The sequence below is a fragment of the Mesorhizobium sp. M0991 genome, from assembly GCF_040318915.1.
GTDB lineage: Bacteria > Pseudomonadota > Alphaproteobacteria > Rhizobiales > Rhizobiaceae > Mesorhizobium.
The window spans coordinates 318,181-334,246 of the sequence record NZ_JAMYNE010000004.1; the positions used below are offsets into that span (position 1 = coordinate 318,181).

At 62.1% G+C, this 16,066-nt stretch carries 13 protein-coding genes and 1 pseudogene; 8 read left to right on the plus strand and 6 right to left on the minus strand.

Going from position 1 to position 16,066, the window contains the following annotated elements; genetic code table 11:
• Window positions 1-43 precede the first annotated feature (43 nt).
• A pseudogene (locus tag NKH70_RS09140) lies at window positions 44-1,656 on the minus strand (DHA2 family efflux MFS transporter permease subunit).
• Window positions 1,653-2,621, minus strand: coding sequence for an HlyD family secretion protein (locus NKH70_RS09145; protein ID WP_352713391.1), 969 nt, complete (start codon window positions 2,619-2,621; stop codon window positions 1,653-1,655). The pseudogene NKH70_RS09140 and the gene NKH70_RS09145 overlap by 4 nt, the downstream one beginning before the upstream one ends.
• Window positions 2,622-3,097: 476 nt before the next feature.
• On the opposite strand from NKH70_RS09145, the gene NKH70_RS09150 reads away from it, so the two are divergent.
• Window positions 3,098-3,529 carry a hypothetical protein gene (locus NKH70_RS09150; protein WP_352465792.1) on the plus strand — a complete coding sequence of 144 codons (432 nt, stop codon included), beginning with the start codon at window positions 3,098-3,100 and terminating at the stop codon, window positions 3,527-3,529.
• Between the two features lie 286 nt (window positions 3,530-3,815).
• On the opposite strand, the gene NKH70_RS09155 is transcribed toward NKH70_RS09150, so the two are convergent.
• The 3 genes from NKH70_RS09155 to NKH70_RS09165 form a co-directional block, all read right to left on the minus strand.
• A complete protein-coding gene (locus tag NKH70_RS09155) occupies window positions 3,816-5,006 on the minus strand; it encodes an NADH-quinone oxidoreductase subunit D (RefSeq protein WP_352713388.1) in 1,191 nt (396 codons plus the stop codon).
• Window positions 5,007-5,072: 66 nt separating this feature from the next.
• A complete protein-coding gene (locus NKH70_RS09160) occupies window positions 5,073-5,498 on the minus strand; it encodes a hypothetical protein (protein WP_292663156.1) in 426 nt (141 codons plus the stop codon).
• A 150-nt stretch (window positions 5,499-5,648) separates the two neighbouring features.
• Window positions 5,649-6,323: a DUF2161 domain-containing phosphodiesterase gene (locus NKH70_RS09165; RefSeq protein WP_352713386.1), complete on the minus strand. Its 675-nt coding sequence runs from the start codon at window positions 6,321-6,323 to the stop codon at window positions 5,649-5,651.
• 331 nt (window positions 6,324-6,654) lie between these two features.
• Here NKH70_RS09165 and NKH70_RS09170 point away from each other — a divergent pair, with 331 nt between their 5' ends.
• From NKH70_RS09170 to apnL, 7 genes are all read left to right on the plus strand, one after another.
• Window positions 6,655-7,482 (plus strand): phosphogluconate dehydrogenase C-terminal domain-containing protein, encoded by an 828-nt coding sequence (locus NKH70_RS09170; protein WP_352713384.1) that lies wholly within the window; start codon window positions 6,655-6,657, stop codon window positions 7,480-7,482.
• A 264-nt stretch (window positions 7,483-7,746) separates the two neighbouring features.
• Complete coding sequence (locus NKH70_RS09175; RefSeq protein ID WP_352466724.1) at window positions 7,747-8,688, plus strand: D-ribose ABC transporter substrate-binding protein; 942 nt, start codon at window positions 7,747-7,749, stop codon at window positions 8,686-8,688.
• 113 nt (window positions 8,689-8,801) lie between these two features.
• Entirely contained in the window at window positions 8,802-9,455 is a 654-nt protein-coding gene (locus NKH70_RS09180) for a DUF2291 family protein (protein ID WP_353025125.1), read from the plus strand.
• Window positions 9,452-10,996 (plus strand): sugar ABC transporter ATP-binding protein, encoded by a 1,545-nt coding sequence (locus NKH70_RS09185; protein ID WP_292663146.1) that lies wholly within the window; start codon window positions 9,452-9,454, stop codon window positions 10,994-10,996. The genes NKH70_RS09180 and NKH70_RS09185 overlap by 4 nt, the downstream gene beginning before the upstream one ends.
• Complete coding sequence (locus NKH70_RS09190) at window positions 10,993-12,057, plus strand: ABC transporter permease (protein WP_352713379.1); 1,065 nt, start codon at window positions 10,993-10,995, stop codon at window positions 12,055-12,057. Before NKH70_RS09185 ends, NKH70_RS09190 begins: the two co-directional genes overlap by 4 nt.
• A 1-nt stretch (window position 12,058) precedes the next feature.
• Window positions 12,059-13,093 carry a Gfo/Idh/MocA family protein gene (locus NKH70_RS09195; protein ID WP_353025127.1) on the plus strand — a complete coding sequence of 345 codons (1,035 nt, stop codon included), beginning with the start codon at window positions 12,059-12,061 and terminating at the stop codon, window positions 13,091-13,093.
• Entirely contained in the window at window positions 13,090-14,997 is a 1,908-nt protein-coding gene (gene apnL, locus NKH70_RS09200; protein WP_353025129.1) for a D-apionate lactonase, read from the plus strand. The genes NKH70_RS09195 and apnL overlap by 4 nt, the downstream gene beginning before the upstream one ends.
• 77 nt (window positions 14,998-15,074) lie before the next feature.
• Here apnL and NKH70_RS09205 read toward each other — a convergent pair whose 3' ends face one another.
• Complete coding sequence (locus NKH70_RS09205) at window positions 15,075-16,043, minus strand: GlxA family transcriptional regulator (protein WP_352713371.1); 969 nt, start codon at window positions 16,041-16,043, stop codon at window positions 15,075-15,077.
• Window positions 16,044-16,066 lie beyond the last annotated feature (23 nt).

Below are 16,066 nucleotides of genomic sequence, written 5' to 3' on the forward strand. Positions count from 1 at the left end.
CGGCTTGCCCGTTTTTGGAAAACCACACCGTCGCACTTGCCGGTCAGCCCATTTCGGGATTCGGCTGGCTGCCGCCCGACTTGCTTGACCGGAGCAGCAGCGCCAGCGGAACAAGCAGGGCGGTTGCCATCGCGCAGTAGCGGAAGACATCGACATAGGCGAGCAACGTGGCTTGGCGGGCGATCAACTGGCCGAGCCAGCCGATCGCTTGTTGCTTCGCCTCGACCAGCGGCGAACCATGGGCGACGAAATGCTCGGTCGCCTGCCGAAGCACCTGCTGATAGGCGGGCGACGATTGCACGGTGCGGCCGACCAGGTTCGATTGATGGATCTGGGAGCTTTGCGCAATGACGGTGTTGGACAGCGAGACGCCGATGCTGCCGCCGATATTGCGTGCAACGTTGATCAGCGCCGATGCCTGGTTGGTCTTCTGCGGGGCAGGCCGACATAGGCCGCGGTTGAAATGGGAATGAACAAGAACGGCAGCCCGACCATCAGGAAGGCACGGGCAAAGGCAAAGAAGCGGAAGCTGGCGTCCGGGGTGAGCGAGGTCATGTGCCAAAGGGCCACTGCGACCACCGACATGCCCATCATGATCAGGTATTTGGGTTGCACGATGCTGCCTACAAATCCGGACACCGGCATCAAGATCAGCATGGCGATGCCGCCCGGCATCATCGAAAGGCCCGAGAGCGTCGCGGTGTAGGCAAATGTCGTCTGCTGCAGCTGCGGAACGATCTGGGTGGTGCTGAACAGGATAGCACCGACCGCCATCATGACCAGGAAGGCCGTACCGAACTGGCGCGTGAACAACAGGCGCATGTCGACGACCGGATCGCTGCGACTGATTTCCCATGGGATGAGCAGCAGGAACGCGATCGCGGAAATCACTGCGAAAGTGGTGATGGAATTCGAGGCGAACCAATCGTAGCGCTGGCCCCGGTCGAGGAAGATCTCCAGGCATCCCAAGGCTATCGCCACCAGGACGAACCCGACCCCGTCTATCTTCAGGCCGCCTTTCAGCCGTTCCTTGCGTTCGCGTTCGAGTACGTCCGGTTCGACCAACAGCCATTGCACCAGCGCCAGCGACAGGATGCCGAACGGCACGTTGATGAAGAAGATCCAGTGCCAGGAGAAATGGTCCGTCAGCCAGCCGCCGATCGTCGGCCCGACCGTCGGTGCGACGATGACGGCAATGCCGTAAAGTGCGAAGGCTTGCGAGCGCTTTTCAGGCGGAAAGGTGTCGGCAAGGATCGATTGTTCGCTTGGCGCCATGCCGCCGCCACCGAGGCCCTGAAGGACCCTGAACAGGATGAGCAGTTCCAGGTTGGGCGCCAGTCCGCATAGCAGCGACGCGACGGTGAAGGTCGCCACGCAGAGCATGTAGTAGCGCTTGCGGCCGATGACGCTTGCCAGCCAGCCGCTGACCGGGATGATCACCGAGTTGGCGACGAGATAGGTGGTAATCACCCAGGTGCTTTCGTCCATTCCGGCAGCCAGGCTGCCGGCGATGTTGCGCAGGGCGACATTGGCGATCGAGGTGTCCAGCACCAGCATGAAAGTGGCGATGGAGACGACGACGGCGATGAGCCAGGGATTGTGTGTCCCGGCGGCGGATCGGCTTTCGCCCTGATTTCTGGCGCTTTCGCCGCTCATCGCACCTTGACCGTCGGCACCACCGACAGGCCTGGACCGAGAAGCACATCCGGCGGCTTGTCGAAGACGATCTTCACCGGCACGCGCTGCACCACCTTGACGTAATTGCCGGTGGCATTTTCGGCCGGCAGCAGGCTGAAGGCAGTGCCGCTGCCAGCTTGGATGCTGTCGACCCGGCCATGGAAGGACTTGTCCGGGTAGGCGTCGATGTCGATGTCGACCGGCTGTCCCTGCCGCATCAGGTCGAGCTGCGTCTCCTTGAAATTGGCCTTCACCCAGACCTCGTCGGGAACGAACATCATCAATACCTGGCCGGGTTGGGCGTAGGTGCCGTCAGCGGCCGAAATGCTTGTTGCCCGCCCGGCTGCGGGTGCCGTGATGGTCGTGCGTGACAGCGTCGTGCGGGCCTGCTCCTGGCTGGCCTTGGCCTGCTCGAGCTGCGCCTCGGCGCTCCTGGCCTGCGCCTGCAAGACCGAAACCTGGCTTTTTGCCGAGGCGACATTGGCCTCGGCGCTGTCCAGCGCGGCCTGATCCTGACGCAGCGTCGATGCTGCCTGCTGCGCTTGCTGCTGCGTTGCTGTGCCCCTGGCCAGGAGTTCGCGATTGCGTTGATCCTCAGCCTTGGCGAAATCCAGCGCTGCCTTGGCCTGTCCAACCTGCCTCTGGGCAGCGTTCACCTTTGCGTTTTGAGCCTCGATCTGGGCGGTGACATTGACGATTTCGGCCTCGGCCGCGGCGACGCCGGCATCGGCCTGCTTCAGATTCGCCTGATAATCGCTGTCGTCGATATGCAGGAGGACATCGCCCGCCTGTACATGCTGATTGTCGGTAACCGCCAGCTCGGTGATACGGCCGGCGATTTGGGCGCCGATCGTCACCGTTCGGGCGTCAATGAAGGCGTCGTCGGTCGATTCGTACTGGCGGGCGTTCAGCCACCAGATCGCGACGCCTGCCGCGACGAGCAACAGCGCAAGCGCGATGGCTGCGGCCGCATAGGGATGGCGCCTGGGAAAGCCGAGCAGACCTGCCTTTCGTTGCGAGGCATTCCCGTCAGGCTTTTCCTGCCGGGGCCCTGCCGATCGCTCACGAGATTCTCTAACCGGGGTCGGTTGCTCCCGGGTTTCATTTACAGGCTCGACGTCGTGTTCGACGCTTTGAGGCTTCGTGTCCAACGGAATTGCTTTCAAGATTGATATTGCAGCCGCCGAAACGGACGCAAAGCCAAACGGCAAGCTTCCGCAAAAGTTCCTGTCCGGAACGGGTTCGGTTAACGAGTCGACATCGGACCCACCGGCGCGGGCGCGTTGGAATACGAGTGCCGCTTCACCGGGCTGGTGATCCGTACGCTTCATGTTGCGGCGGTCCGGCCTTGTCAGCGCTCCACGGCGCGATAATTGCTCATATAGGCGTGGGCAAATTCACCTGTCGACAGGAGCCGACCATGAAACATCAAACACTCGACCAACTGCATGCCGTCGCGGAAGTTGAGTCCTTCGCGGCGTATCCGGCGATGACTCGAAACCAGCGGATTGAACGTTGGGCAGAACTTCTCGAACAAAACCCGACGCGATGCCTTGGGGCGCTTCCAGGCACCGAATATATGAACAGGGAAGCGCGTGACAGATCGCGTGGGGCTGGGACGCCGCTCACTGTCGCGTTCGAGGATCCGGTTCTGCGTGCCATGGGCCTCAACGACGATACCTATGGTGAGGCAAAGCGCTTCTTCGAACTGAGCGACCGGCAGTTGCACCAAATCGTCTGCCATTGCCATGTTGGCGCTACGATGCAAGCGAGATGGGCCGCTGCCAGGGTGCGCGGGATAGTTCGCGGCAACAGATTTGTTGCCTGGATGAAGGGCTTGATCGTGCATTGACGCGGTACGAGGAACGGCGGAACACGCGTTCTTTCCGCGCCGTGGAGAGCGCTTCCGAACTTGGAAGGGCTCGTGGCCCGTCAGGCCGCGCAGATTGTGAAACTCCTCGACGCTTGGCTGCGCCTTGTCGCGGCCATGCGTCCGTCTTTGATGTGAGAATTTGAGTTGGCCCGCCGCAAGTGAGAGCCTTCGTCCACTGGCGTTCGCGCGCCGTCCAGGCCTGCCTGCGCGGTCTGCTGAGGACGAATGATCCTGCGATCGGGGAAGATCCTGCGACCTGGCTAAACTAGCGATCGATTTCTCCGAACACGATGTCGAGCGAGCCGATGATCGCGGCAACATCGGCGATCATATGGCCTCGGGACAGGAAATCCATCGCTTGCAGGTGGGCGAAGGAAGGTGCGCGGATCTTGCATCGGTAGGGAATGTTGCCTCCGTCCGATACGAGGTAGACGCCGAACTCGCCCTTCGGCGCTTCGACGGCGGCATAGACTTCACCGCTCGGCACGCGAATGCCTTCGGTATAAAGTTTGAAGTGTTGGATCGTCGCTTCCATCGAGCGCTTCATTGTAGCACGCGGCGGCGGCGTGATCTTGCGGTTCGGGATCGCGAACGGCCCCTGGCCTTCGGGCGAGCGCAACTTTTCCAGGCATTGCCGCATGATCCGGACCGACTGGCGCATTTCCTCCATGCGTACGAGATAGCGGTCGTAGCAGTCGCCATGCTTTCCGACCGGGATATCGAAATCCATCTCCGAATAGCATTCGTATGGCTGCGCCTTGCGCAGATCCCATGAGGCGCCCGATCCGCGCACCATCACGCCGGAAAAGCCCCAGGCCCAGGCATCATCGAGGCCGATCACGCCGACATCGACATTGCGCTGCTTGAAAATGCGGTTCTCGGTCAACAGCCCTTCGAGATTGTCGCAGACCTTGAGGAACGGATCGCAGAAATTCCAGATGTCGTCGAGGAGTTCCGGCGGCAGATCCTGATGCACGCCGCCGACCCTGAAATAGTTCGCGTGCATGCGGGCACCGGACGCGCGCTCATAAAAGACCATCAGCTTCTCGCGTTCGGCGAAACCCCAGAGCGGTGGCGTCAGCGCGCCGATGTCCATGGCTTGCGTGGTGACGTTGAGGAGGTGCGATAACAGCCGGCCGATTTCGCAGAAAAGCACGCGGATGAGCTGCCCGCGTTTCGGAATTGATATTTCGAGGAGCTTCTCGGCGGCGAGACAGAATGCATGCTCCTGGTTCATCGGCGCGACGTAGTCGAGCCGGTCGAAATAGGGCAAGGCCTGCAGGTAGTTCTTGTACTCGATGAGCTTCTCGGTGCCACGATGCAGCAGGCCGATGTGGGGATCGGCGCGTTCCACGATCTCGCCGTCGAGTTCGAGCACCAGCCGCAGGACGCCGTGAGCGGAGGGATGTTGTGGCCCGAAATTGATGGTGAAGTTGCGAACTGCAGCCTCGGCCATGACAGTCCTCCGCGATCAGGCGGACTTCGGTTCCGTGCCGGAACCGGCTTGTCCGCTTTCAGCCGCTCACGTCGTCGTCTGGATGATCAGCGTCAGCGTGCCGTCGCCGTCGATATTGGCCGCCACGACCTGAGTGGAATTAAGTCCGTTCGCCGCCAGTGCCGATGCCGCCTGCGGCGATGCGTCGATCGAACTTTGCAGGATGCGCAAATCCTCGGCGCTGGTCTGGGTGACGACGGCCTCCGCCTGTGCCTTGATTTCAGGAGGCAGATCCTCCATCGCCACGATTGTCACAGCGGTGAAATTCTGGGCGGAGAAGGCTTGGTCAGGTGTAGCCTGGTCGGGAGTGGCCCCTTCTGGCGTGGCTTGCTCTGGCAGGGTTTGCGGCGCCGTTGGCGGGACAGGGGCAAGCTCTGGTCCCACGGATTGCGCATAGACCGGCGAGGCAAGGGCCAGTGCCGAAAGTGTGACAATTGTCGTCGATAGGCGCATGGCCGTTCCTTCCGTTTTGCTCAGCGGACGATCAATTCGGTCCCGACAAAACCATCGTGTCGAAATATGGTTCCGTTACGGAGGTTGCTGTCTTGCCGAAAGCGGTGATTGTCGCGGAAAGCAGGGCGCGAAATCCGGCGTTGCCCTGTCTCAGGCAGCGGCGTGGCTGCGATCGGGCTGCGGCCAGCGCTGCAATGCTTCACGGCCCTGAGCGGTCAGTTCGTAGACCCCGCGATCGGTGCGCGCGAACCAGCGATACACGTTGTGCAGCAGGATCTTGGGTGCGTTCGGCAGGTTGGGCTTCAAGTCACGTGGCCGCTTTGGACCATCGGCGAGCGCTGCGGCGCATGCCAGTGCCTGCTGGCGATAAGCGGTCATGATCGGCGCACGCGAGCCGCCGCCGGCGACGGGATCGCCCTGCCGACGCCGATGTTCGTCGATTAGTTTCGAGCGGCGACGGGGATCCCGACGCGGGGCCAATGCCGCCGGGCTGAGCAGCACCTGAACCTCGCCGTTCGCCCGCACGCCAAGCAGGCCAAAGCCGAGGCGACGGCAGAGATTGCGGTATCTCACATCGCTCTCACGGCCTTTGCCACGGGCCGACACGCATGCCGCGAGCCAGACCTCATCGCTCGCCGCCATACGGTCGACGCCCTGGAGGACCAGCTCGAGATTGAACTTCAGCTTCAGCTCGCAGATGACGACGATCGGTGGAGAGTCGGCACTCAGCGCCAGCAGATCGCAGCCGCCGATCTCGCCCTTGACCATAAATCCCAGGCCTTCGAGGAAGGTCTTGACCGGGCTGTAGAGTGACGTTTCGAGCATGGGCCTTTGTTGGCTGCGAATCATCCCGCCGATCGGCGGTTCAGCGCGATGATCGCTCTTTGCCGTTGAACAGGAGGTAAACGACGGCCAAACAATTGGTCAGAGCCGTGCCACGCCGCTTGCCAATTTGGTATGCTGGTATAATGTGTACCTGATATAGCATGCTCCGCCTAGCGGCGCTGTGCTGGACGGTGCCCACGACATCGTCCAGGGGAACGTCATTTAAGCGGCGGCTTTCCGCCTTTTCTAATCCGCCAGCCGGCGGCAATGTGCATACAAGTCAATGGAACGATCGGCAGGGCCGTCGTTGGTAATCAGGAGTAACGGACACATGACAACGATTGCGCTGTTTGGTGCAGGCGGCAAAATGGGTTACCGCCTGTCGACCAATTTTCGCGGATCTCCCTACACGATACGCCATGTCGAGGTCAGCGACGCCGGCCGCGAGCGGCTTAAGTCGGGCCTCAACATCGATGCCGTCAGCGCCGATGAGGCGCTTGATGGCGCCGATGTGGTGATCCTGGCGGTGCCGGACACGCATATCGGCAAGGTCGCGGCGAGCATCGAGAGCAAGCTTGCATCAGGCACGATGGTTGTCGTGCTCGACGCCGCGGCACCTTTCGCCGGGCATTTGCCGAAGCGACCGGACCTGACCTATTTCGTCACCCACCCGTGCCATCCGCCGATCTTCAACGACGAGACCGACATGGCGGCCAAGAAGGATTATTTCGGCGGCGTCAAGGCCAAGCAGCACATGGTCAGCGCCTTGATGCAGGGACCGGAGGGAGATTTCGCCAAGGGTGAGGCGATCGCAAAGATCATCTGGGCGCCGGTTATGCGCTCGCATCGCGTCACTGTCGATCAGATGGCGCTGCTCGAGCCCGGCCTTTCGGAAACGGTATGCGCCTCGCTGCTCGTCGTCATGAAAGAGGCGGTCGACGAGGTGGTGGCGCGCGGGGTCGACAAGCAGGCGGCGCTCGATTTCCTGCTTGGCCATATGAACGTGCTTGGCGCCGTCATCTTCGGCGAGACCAAAGGCGTGTTCTCCGACGCCTGCAACAAGGCGATAGAGTTCGGCAAGCCGGTGCTGATGCGCGACGACTGGAAGCGGGTGTTCGAGCCGGAGGAGATTGCCGCGAGCATTCAGCGCATCACCTGAGGGCGCGACGCGTCTTCCGGAACATATCACCTGAAATTGTCATTGACTCATTATACCAGTTGGCTTAGCTGTTCAATGGATCGGACCGTCAAGCTTCGCAACAGGCTCAGGGGCTGGATGAGTGGAGGGATAGGGGGAGCGATCCGTCGAGTTGAAGCCGGCAAAGGCTTGTGAATCTGACGCGACCCGCCGCCTACGGCCGGCTAACGAAATCGAATGCATATAGCCTTGGGACAAGGCGCGGATTTTCAACGGGAGGAATACATGAAACTGACACGCAGAATGACGCTTGCGGCTTTTGCCGGCATACTGGCGCTTGGCACCGCCGCACCCGCCTATGCGGCGGATTTGATCGCCATCATCACGCCCTCGCATGATAATCCGTTCTTCAAGGCGGAAGCTGTCGGCGCGGAGGCCAAGGCTAAGGAACTCGGCTACGAGGCGTTGGTGCTCGTCCATGACGACGACGCCAACAAGCAGTCCGAATTGATCGACACGGCGATCGGCCGCGGCGCCAAGGCGATCATCCTCGACAATGCCGGCGCCGACGCCACCGTCGCCGCGGTGCAGAAAGCCAAGGACGCAGGCGTTCCTTCCTTCCTGATCGATCGCGAGATCAATGCCACTGGTGTCGCCGTCGCGCAGATCGTCTCCAACAATTATCAGGGCGCCCAACTCGGCGCGCAGGAATTCGTCAAGCTGATGGGCGAGAAGGGTAATTTCGTCGAGCTCGTCGGCAAGGAATCCGACACCAATGCCGGCATCCGCTCCAAGGGTTACCACGACGTCATCGACGACTATCCGGACCTGAAGATGGTGGCGCAGCAGTCGGCCAACTGGAGCCAGACCGAGGCCTATTCAAAGATGGAATCGATCCTTCAGGCCAATCCCGATATCAAGGGCGTGATCTCCGGCAATGATACGATGGCGATGGGCGCCTATGCGGCACTTGCCGCTGCCGGCCGCAAGGACGTCATCGTCGTCGGCTTCGACGGGTCGAACGATGTGCGCGACTCGATCACCTCCGGCGGCATCAAGGCGACAGTCCTGCAGCCGGCCTTCGCGCAGGCGCAGATGGCGGTCGAGCAGGCCAACGACTTCATCAAGAACAAGAAGTCTCCCGCCGAAGAAAAGCAGCTGATGGACTGCGTCCTGGTCAATGGCGACAATGCCGCCAAGCTGGAGACGTTCGCGCTCACCAACTGAGCCGGCGTAACATCAAGCAGCAAGGGACGAGCCTCCGGTTCGTCCCTTGCTTCCATTTCGCCCTTGCTTCCATTTCTCTGGGTGCTCCTGACCGCCATGCCGAACGAGCCGACATGTTCAACACGCTGATCCGGCCGATCCTTGTCGCGTTGTTCCTCGCAGCAATAGGCAGCCTGACCGCCTGCAAGATCCTGCCGACGCCGTCAGCGGAAAACGGCGGCACTGGCTCCGCGTTCAATCCCGACAAGATGGTCGAGGACATCTGGGCGACGAAAGTGATACCCTATCTACAGCAGAAGGCCGGGCCGTTTGCCGAGGTTCATGCCTTGGCCAAGATCGACCCCGCCGCTGCCGGCGCCAAATACGGCAATCCGAAGAAGCAGGCGAATTCGCCATGGACCTTCGCCGTTCGGCTCGAGGGCAAGATCGTTGCAGCCAACACACAGTCACGGGCGGCGACGATGGACGTCGATGCCGATGGCGACGGCAAGGCGGACGCGCGGGTGCAGATCGGCCCCGCCATGCGCGGAACCGCGCTGCGCGACAGCCTCGACTTCATCCAGTTCAATGATTTCACCAACCAGATCGACTTCGCCCAGTTCGGCAAGGCTTTCAACGCCTATGCCGACAAGACCGTGCTTTCCAAGCTGCCGCGCGAGGCACTCGAGGGCCGCAGCGTCAAGGTCCTTGGCGCCTATACGCCGGGCAGTGGCCAGGACCTGCCGCTGGTGACGCCGGCGGAGGCAGAGATCGGGCCGAAGCCATGAGCGGCGATCAAGATGTCATCCTGAAGCTGGAGGATGTCTCGAAAGTCTATTCCGGCACCGTCGCAGTCAAGCGGGCGAATTTCGAGGTGCGCAAGGGCGCGGTCAACGTGCTTGTCGGCGAAAACGGAGCCGGCAAATCGACGCTGATGAAGATCATCGCCGGTGTCGAGCAACCGACGCTCGGGCGCATCCTGCTGGACGGCGAGGAGGTTTCCTTCTCGTCATCCGGGGATGCGGTGAATCGCGGCATCGGCATGGTGTTCCAGGAGCTGAACCTGTTCGGCAATCTGACGGTCGCCGAAAATATTTTCGCCACCCGCGAGATCACCAATCGTTTCCGCAAGATCGACCGCAAAGAGCAGGAGCGCCGCGCGGCGGAATTCCTTGAACGCCTGGAGGCCGGCATCCGGCCGGACATGCTGGTCGAGGATCTGCGCATCGGCCAGCAGCAGCTGGTCGAGATCGCCAAGGCGGTTTCGCTCGATGCGCGCATTCTCATCATGGATGAACCGACCTCGGCGCTGAGCGCGGCAGAAGTCGAGATACTGTTCAAGGTGATTGCCGATCTCAAGGCGCGCGGCGTGGCGATCGTCTACATCTCGCACCGGCTCGAGGAACTGATCCGCATCGGCGACACCATCACCGTGCTGCGCGATGGGCGCATCACCGGCCAGGCGGAGATGAAAGACGTCGACACCCAGTGGATCGTGCGGCAGATGATCGGCTCGGACGCCAAGGACTTCGCCAAGGCCGACGGCCATGTGCCGGGCGAAGAGATATTCCGCGCCGAGGACATCTGCCTGCCGCGCGTCACCGGCGGGCTTGCGGTCGATCACGTCTCGCTGTCGCTGCGCGCCGGCGAAATCCTCGGCATCTACGGTTTGATGGGCGCCGGACGCAGCGAGCTGTTCGACTGCATCATGGGCCGCCACGGCCATTCGACCGGCACGATATTCATTGCCGGCAAAAAGGTGCACGAGCGGGACACGACGCGGCGCATCCGGCGCGGGCTGGCGCTGATCCCCGAAGACCGCCAGCGCGAAGGGCTGGTGTCGATCCTCTCCGTCGCCAGCAATCTGACGCTGGCCAGCCTGTCGCGGTTCGTGCGCCTGTTCCACATTCGTGGTGCCGCCGAACGACAGGCGGTGACCCAGACGGTGCGCGAACTGGCCATCAAGGTCGCCGATCCGGCGCAGGAAGTCTCGTCGCTGTCGGGCGGCAACCAGCAGAAGGTGGTGATCGGCAAAGCGCTGCTCACTGGACCGAAGGTGCTGCTGATGGACGAGCCCAGCCGCGGCATCGACGTCGGCGCCAAGGCCGACGTGTTCCGCACCATGCGCAAGCTGTCGCGCGACGGCCTGGGGATCCTGTTTGCCACCTCGGATCTCGATGAGGTGATGGCGTTGTCCGACCGCATCGCAGTGATGAGCAATGGAAAATTGACCGGTATGTTCGATCGCGCAGAGGCGACGGAGGCCGCACTTGTCGCTGCCTCGGCCTTCGGCCACGGACCGGTCCCGCACGGAGAGCAAGGCGCATGACTGACATTCCAGCCAAGGCGGCGGTCAACTCCATTTCGAGCGGCTCGGTCCTGCTGACGCTGATGAAGGCGAGGACGTTCATCGCGCTGATCGCCGTGCTGTTGTTCTTCTCGATAGCTGCCCCCAATTTCCTCTCGGCCGCCAATCTTATCCTGATGTCGAAGCACGTGGCGCTGAACGCATTCCTCGCAATGGGCATGACCTTCGTCATCATCACCGGCGGCATCGACCTGTCGGTCGGCTCGATCGTCGGCCTGTGCGGCATGGTGGCCGGCTATCTCGTGCTCAACGGCGTCGACCTGCAGGTCGGCTATACCATCTATTTCAACGTCTTCGAGATCGCGCTGATCACGCTTGCCGTCGGCATATTGATCGGCGCCGTCAACGGCTTGCTGATCACCAGGCTTAACGTTGCGCCGTTCATCGCCACGCTCGGCGTGCTCTATGTCGCGCGCGGCCTGGCGCTGCTGTCGTCCGACGGGCGCACCTTCCCCAATCTCGTCGGCAAGCCGGAGCTCGGCACCACCGGGTTCGGCTTTCTTGGCGCCGGCCGGCTGCTTGGCCTGCCGGTCGCGCTGTGGATTTTGCTCGTTGTTGCGCTAGGGGCGGCCTATCTCGCCAAATACACCCCGCTCGGCCGCCACATCTTTGCCGTTGGCGGCAATGAGCGGGCGGCGCGGATTTCAGGCGTCCGCGTCAACATGGTGAAGATGTTCGTCTACATGTTCTCCGGCTTCTGCGCGGCGATCGTCGGGCTGATCATCTCGTCCGAACTAATGGCCTCGCATCCGGCGACCGGAGAGAGCTTCGAACTCAACGCCATTGCCGCGGCAGTGCTCGGCGGCACCTCGATGTCGGGCGGACGCGGTACCATCGGCGGCACCATTGTCGGCGCCTTCGTCATCGGCATCCTTTCGGACGGGCTGGTGATGATGGGGGTGAGCTCGTTCTGGCAGATGGTGATCAAGGGCCTCGTCATCATCGTCGCCGTCGTCGTCGACCAGGCACAGCGCCGGCTGCAGAGCCGTGTCACGCTGATGCAGATGGCAAAGGCCGGCTGACATGGCGGAGCTGCGTGGAGCGCTGATCGGCTGCGGCTTCTTTGCCGTCAACCAGATGCATGCCTGGCGCGACGTGGAGGGCGCCTCGATCGTGGCTATCTGCGACCGCGATCCGGACCGGCTGCGGGTCGTCGGCGACCAGTTCGGGATTGCGCGGCGCTATACCGATGCGGCCGCTTTGTTTGCCGGCGAAAGGCTGGATTTCGTCGACATCGCCACCACCGCACCAAGCCACAGAACGCTCGTCGAGATGGCGGCGCAGCACGGCGTTCCGGCAATTTGCCAAAAACCGTTTGCGCCGACGCTTGCCGATGCCAAGGCGATGGTGAAGGCCTGTGCCGACGCCGGCGTGCCGTTGATGGTGCATGAAAATTTTCGCTGGCACTCGCCGATCCAGGCGGTGCGCGCCGTACTCGACAGCGGTGAGGTCGGCACGCCCTTCTTCGGACGGATCTCGTTCCGCTCTGCCTATGACGTGTTTTCCGGCCAGCCCTATCTTGCGACCGGCAAGCGCTTCATTATCGAGGATCTCGGCATCCATATCCTCGACATCGCCCGCTTTCTGCTGGGCGACGTCTCGACGGTCACCGCCCGAACGGCGCGCGTCAACCCTGCCATTGCCGGCGAGGACGTTGCGACGATGCTGATGGACCATACGAGCGGCGCCACTTCCGTGGTCGATTGCAGCTATGCAAGCAAGCTCGCGACAGAGCCGTTTCCCGAGACGCTGATCGAGCTCGACGGCAAGGACGGCACGATCCGGCTGGCGCAGGGCTACCGCCTCACCGTCACCGGCAGGAGCGGGACGGCCGTCAGCGACGTCTCGCCGCCGCTGCTGCCTTGGGCATCGCGGCCGTGGCACAACATCCAGGAAAGCGTCGTCGCCATTCAAAAGCATTGGGTCGATTGCCTGACCAATGGAACCGAGCCCGCGACCTCGGGCGCGGACAACCTGAAGACATTAGCGCTGGTCGAGGCAGCGTACGCCGGCGCCGCAAGCCGCGAACCGGTGCAACTCGACGCCTTGCTGAAATGACAGCCGACGCCTTCCTCCTCTACGGTACACGTGCCGTTGAAGCCGAACCGGTCAGGCTGCGCGCCGGCGCGCTGACGGCGGACTTCGTCAACGGCAATCTGCGCACCATCCGGCACGGCGACACCGAAGTTTTGCGCGCCATCGCCTACATCGTCAGGGATCGCGACTGGGGCACCTACGAGCCGGGGCTCACCAACCTTGTTATCGAGCAGGATGCCGAGGCTTTTTCCGTCAGCTATTCGGCAAATTGCCGGGCACCGGACGGCAGCCGGCTCGACTTCCGCGCGACCATCAAGGGCTCCGCCGATGGCCAATTGGTCTTCGACGTGAGCGCTCTTCCCGACAGCGATTTCGAAACCAATCGCTGTGGTTTCTGCATCCTGCATCCGATCGCCGGCCTGGCCGGCAGCCCGGTCACGGTCGAGCATACCGATGGCAGCGTGGTCGCGACCAGGCTTCCAGAGCTGATCGATCCCTGGCAGCCGTTCAAGGATCTGCGGGCGATCACCCACCAGGTCCGGCCGGGCGTCACCGCCGAATGCCGGATGGAAGGCGATACCTTCGAGATGGAGGACCAGCGCAACTGGTCGGATGCCTCCTACAAGACCTATGTCCGGCCGCTCGCGCTGCCATGGCCATACGTGCTGCCGGCCGGCGAGACCTTCCGCCAAACCATCAGCTTGCGGGTGGCGGGTCGCGGGAAAGTGCCGGCCGCCGCGGCAAGTGCCGAACCGATTCGTGTCAGGCTCGGCCAAGCCGGACCGGTGCTGCCGGATATCGGCGTTATCATCTACCCGGATGAGGTCGAGGCGGCGCTGGGCAAGCTGTCGGTGCTGTCCGGGCTTGGCCCGCAGCAATTGATGTTCCACTATGACCCGACGCGCGGCCACGGGCTCGCCGCCTTGCGGTCCTATGCCAGGCTCGCCGCCGCCTATCCGGTCCGGACAACGCTCGAATGTGTCATTGCCGGCGACGGCGATCTCGACGCCGAGCTTTCAGGCGTCGCCGACAGGGTGCGCCAGGCCGGGCTCAAGCTTTCGGCCATTGCCGTCTCGCCCTCGGTCGACCGGCAGTCGACGCCACCGGGCAGCGCGTGGCCGCAATGCCCGCCGCTCGAAGACGTCTATGCCGCGGCGCGGCGCGCCTTTCCCGACACCCGCCTCGGCGGCGGCATGTTCAGCTATTTCACCGAACTCAACCGCAAGCGTGTGCCGGCCGATCCGCTCGATTTCGTCACGCATTGCACCTCCCCGATCGTGCATGCCGCCGACGATCTCAGCGTCATGCAATCGCTGGAGGCACTGCCTTTCATAACGGCGTCTGTACGGGCGATCTTTGGAACAAAACCTTACCGGATCGGGCCGTCGACCATTGCCATGCGCCAGAACCCTTACGGCGGCGCGACCAAGGCCAATCCCGACAATCAGCGCATCGCCATGGCCGACCGCGACCCGCGCCATGTCGGGCTGTTCGGGGCCGCATGGACGATCGGCTATGCCGCACATGTTGCGCCGGCCGGGCTCGAAATGCTCACGCTCTGCAGCTTCACCGGACCATTCGGCGTACTGGCCTCGTCGGGCGAACCTGTCGAAGAAGGTACACCCCGGCCGATTTTCCACGCGGTGAAAGGACTTTGCGAGCTGGCCGGCCATGCGCATGTGGCGGCGACAACGACTGATGAGACGCGGGTGCTGGCGCTGGCCGGCCGCTCCCAGACAGGCAAGATCATCGTCTGGCTGGCGAATCTTACCCCGGACGACGTTCCGGTCGACGTTTCCGGGCTCGGCTCCGATCAGGGCCCTCTCAAGATTTGGGATGGACGAATGTCACGCCAGATTCAGCAAGACGCGTCGGGCCGAGACCGTCTTGTGATGACGCCCTACGCAATCGTGCGGGTCGGCTGAAGTCATTTGCCGAGGTTCATGGGTAGCCGCCTTCCGCAGCGGTTGCCCGCAGCCGCAGCACTTCCGTTGCCGACTTGTCACCGGATTTGCTTTCGAAACTCGCCTGGCGCCATTCCAGTTGTCTTGGAAAAAAGACGGCTGAACGAGGCGACGTCTTGATATCCCACCCGATAGCAAATTTCTGACACGCTCAGTTTCGTTTCCTCAAGCATGGATTTTGCCAACTCCAGCCGCCGTTCCTGGATCCATTTTCCCGGCGTTGTCTGGAGTTCGTCGAAAAATCTGCGAGACAGGGTTCGCGAAGACATGCCCAATTCGGTTGCGAGAAATTTCAGATCGATTTCCGACATCTTGTCTTTCGAGAGCTCGCGCAGCTTGTTCTCGAATGGGCTGGCCTCGTTCGAAATTTCGTCGAGAGGAAATTCGTAGGGACTCTGGAATTTGCGCGGCGGAGGAAGAACCAGAAGTTTTCGAATGATTCGCTCCTCCTTCGAGAAGCCCAGATCGATCAGCAAAGCCCTGGCGAGTTCGAGCCCGGAAAACCCGCCTCCGCATGTGTAAAGGCGGTCCTGGCGAATGAGCAAGCGGGAAGCGTCCCATCGCACTTGCGGAAACCGGCGGCTTGCCTCGGCTTTCAGCCACCAGGATATCGTTGCGCGTTTGCCGTCCAATAATCCTGAATTGGCGAGCAGATAACATGCACCGCAATGTGCTGCGATGATTGCGCCCTGCTGTTGTGCGAGCGCGATCAGCGGTTTTGAATGTTCACTCTCCTCGTCGAGCGAGCGCAGAAGCTCGGGAATCTCGACACCCGGCATCGCAATGAGAATCAGGACATCCATTTTCCGGGATGGTTGAGCCTTTGTCGGGAAGGAAATTCCGGTGCTTGATGTCGACGGCGCGCCCCTTGAAACGAACTCACATGAAAGAACCTGTGAACGGCAGACGTCATTCACAAGCTGAAACATTTCCACGAGCGTCGAGACAACGGCCGAATAGAAATTCGACGGCAGCCAGATCACAACGTGGAGGCTCCTGACAGCCATTGCGGTACTCCAGTGTCGTTCTC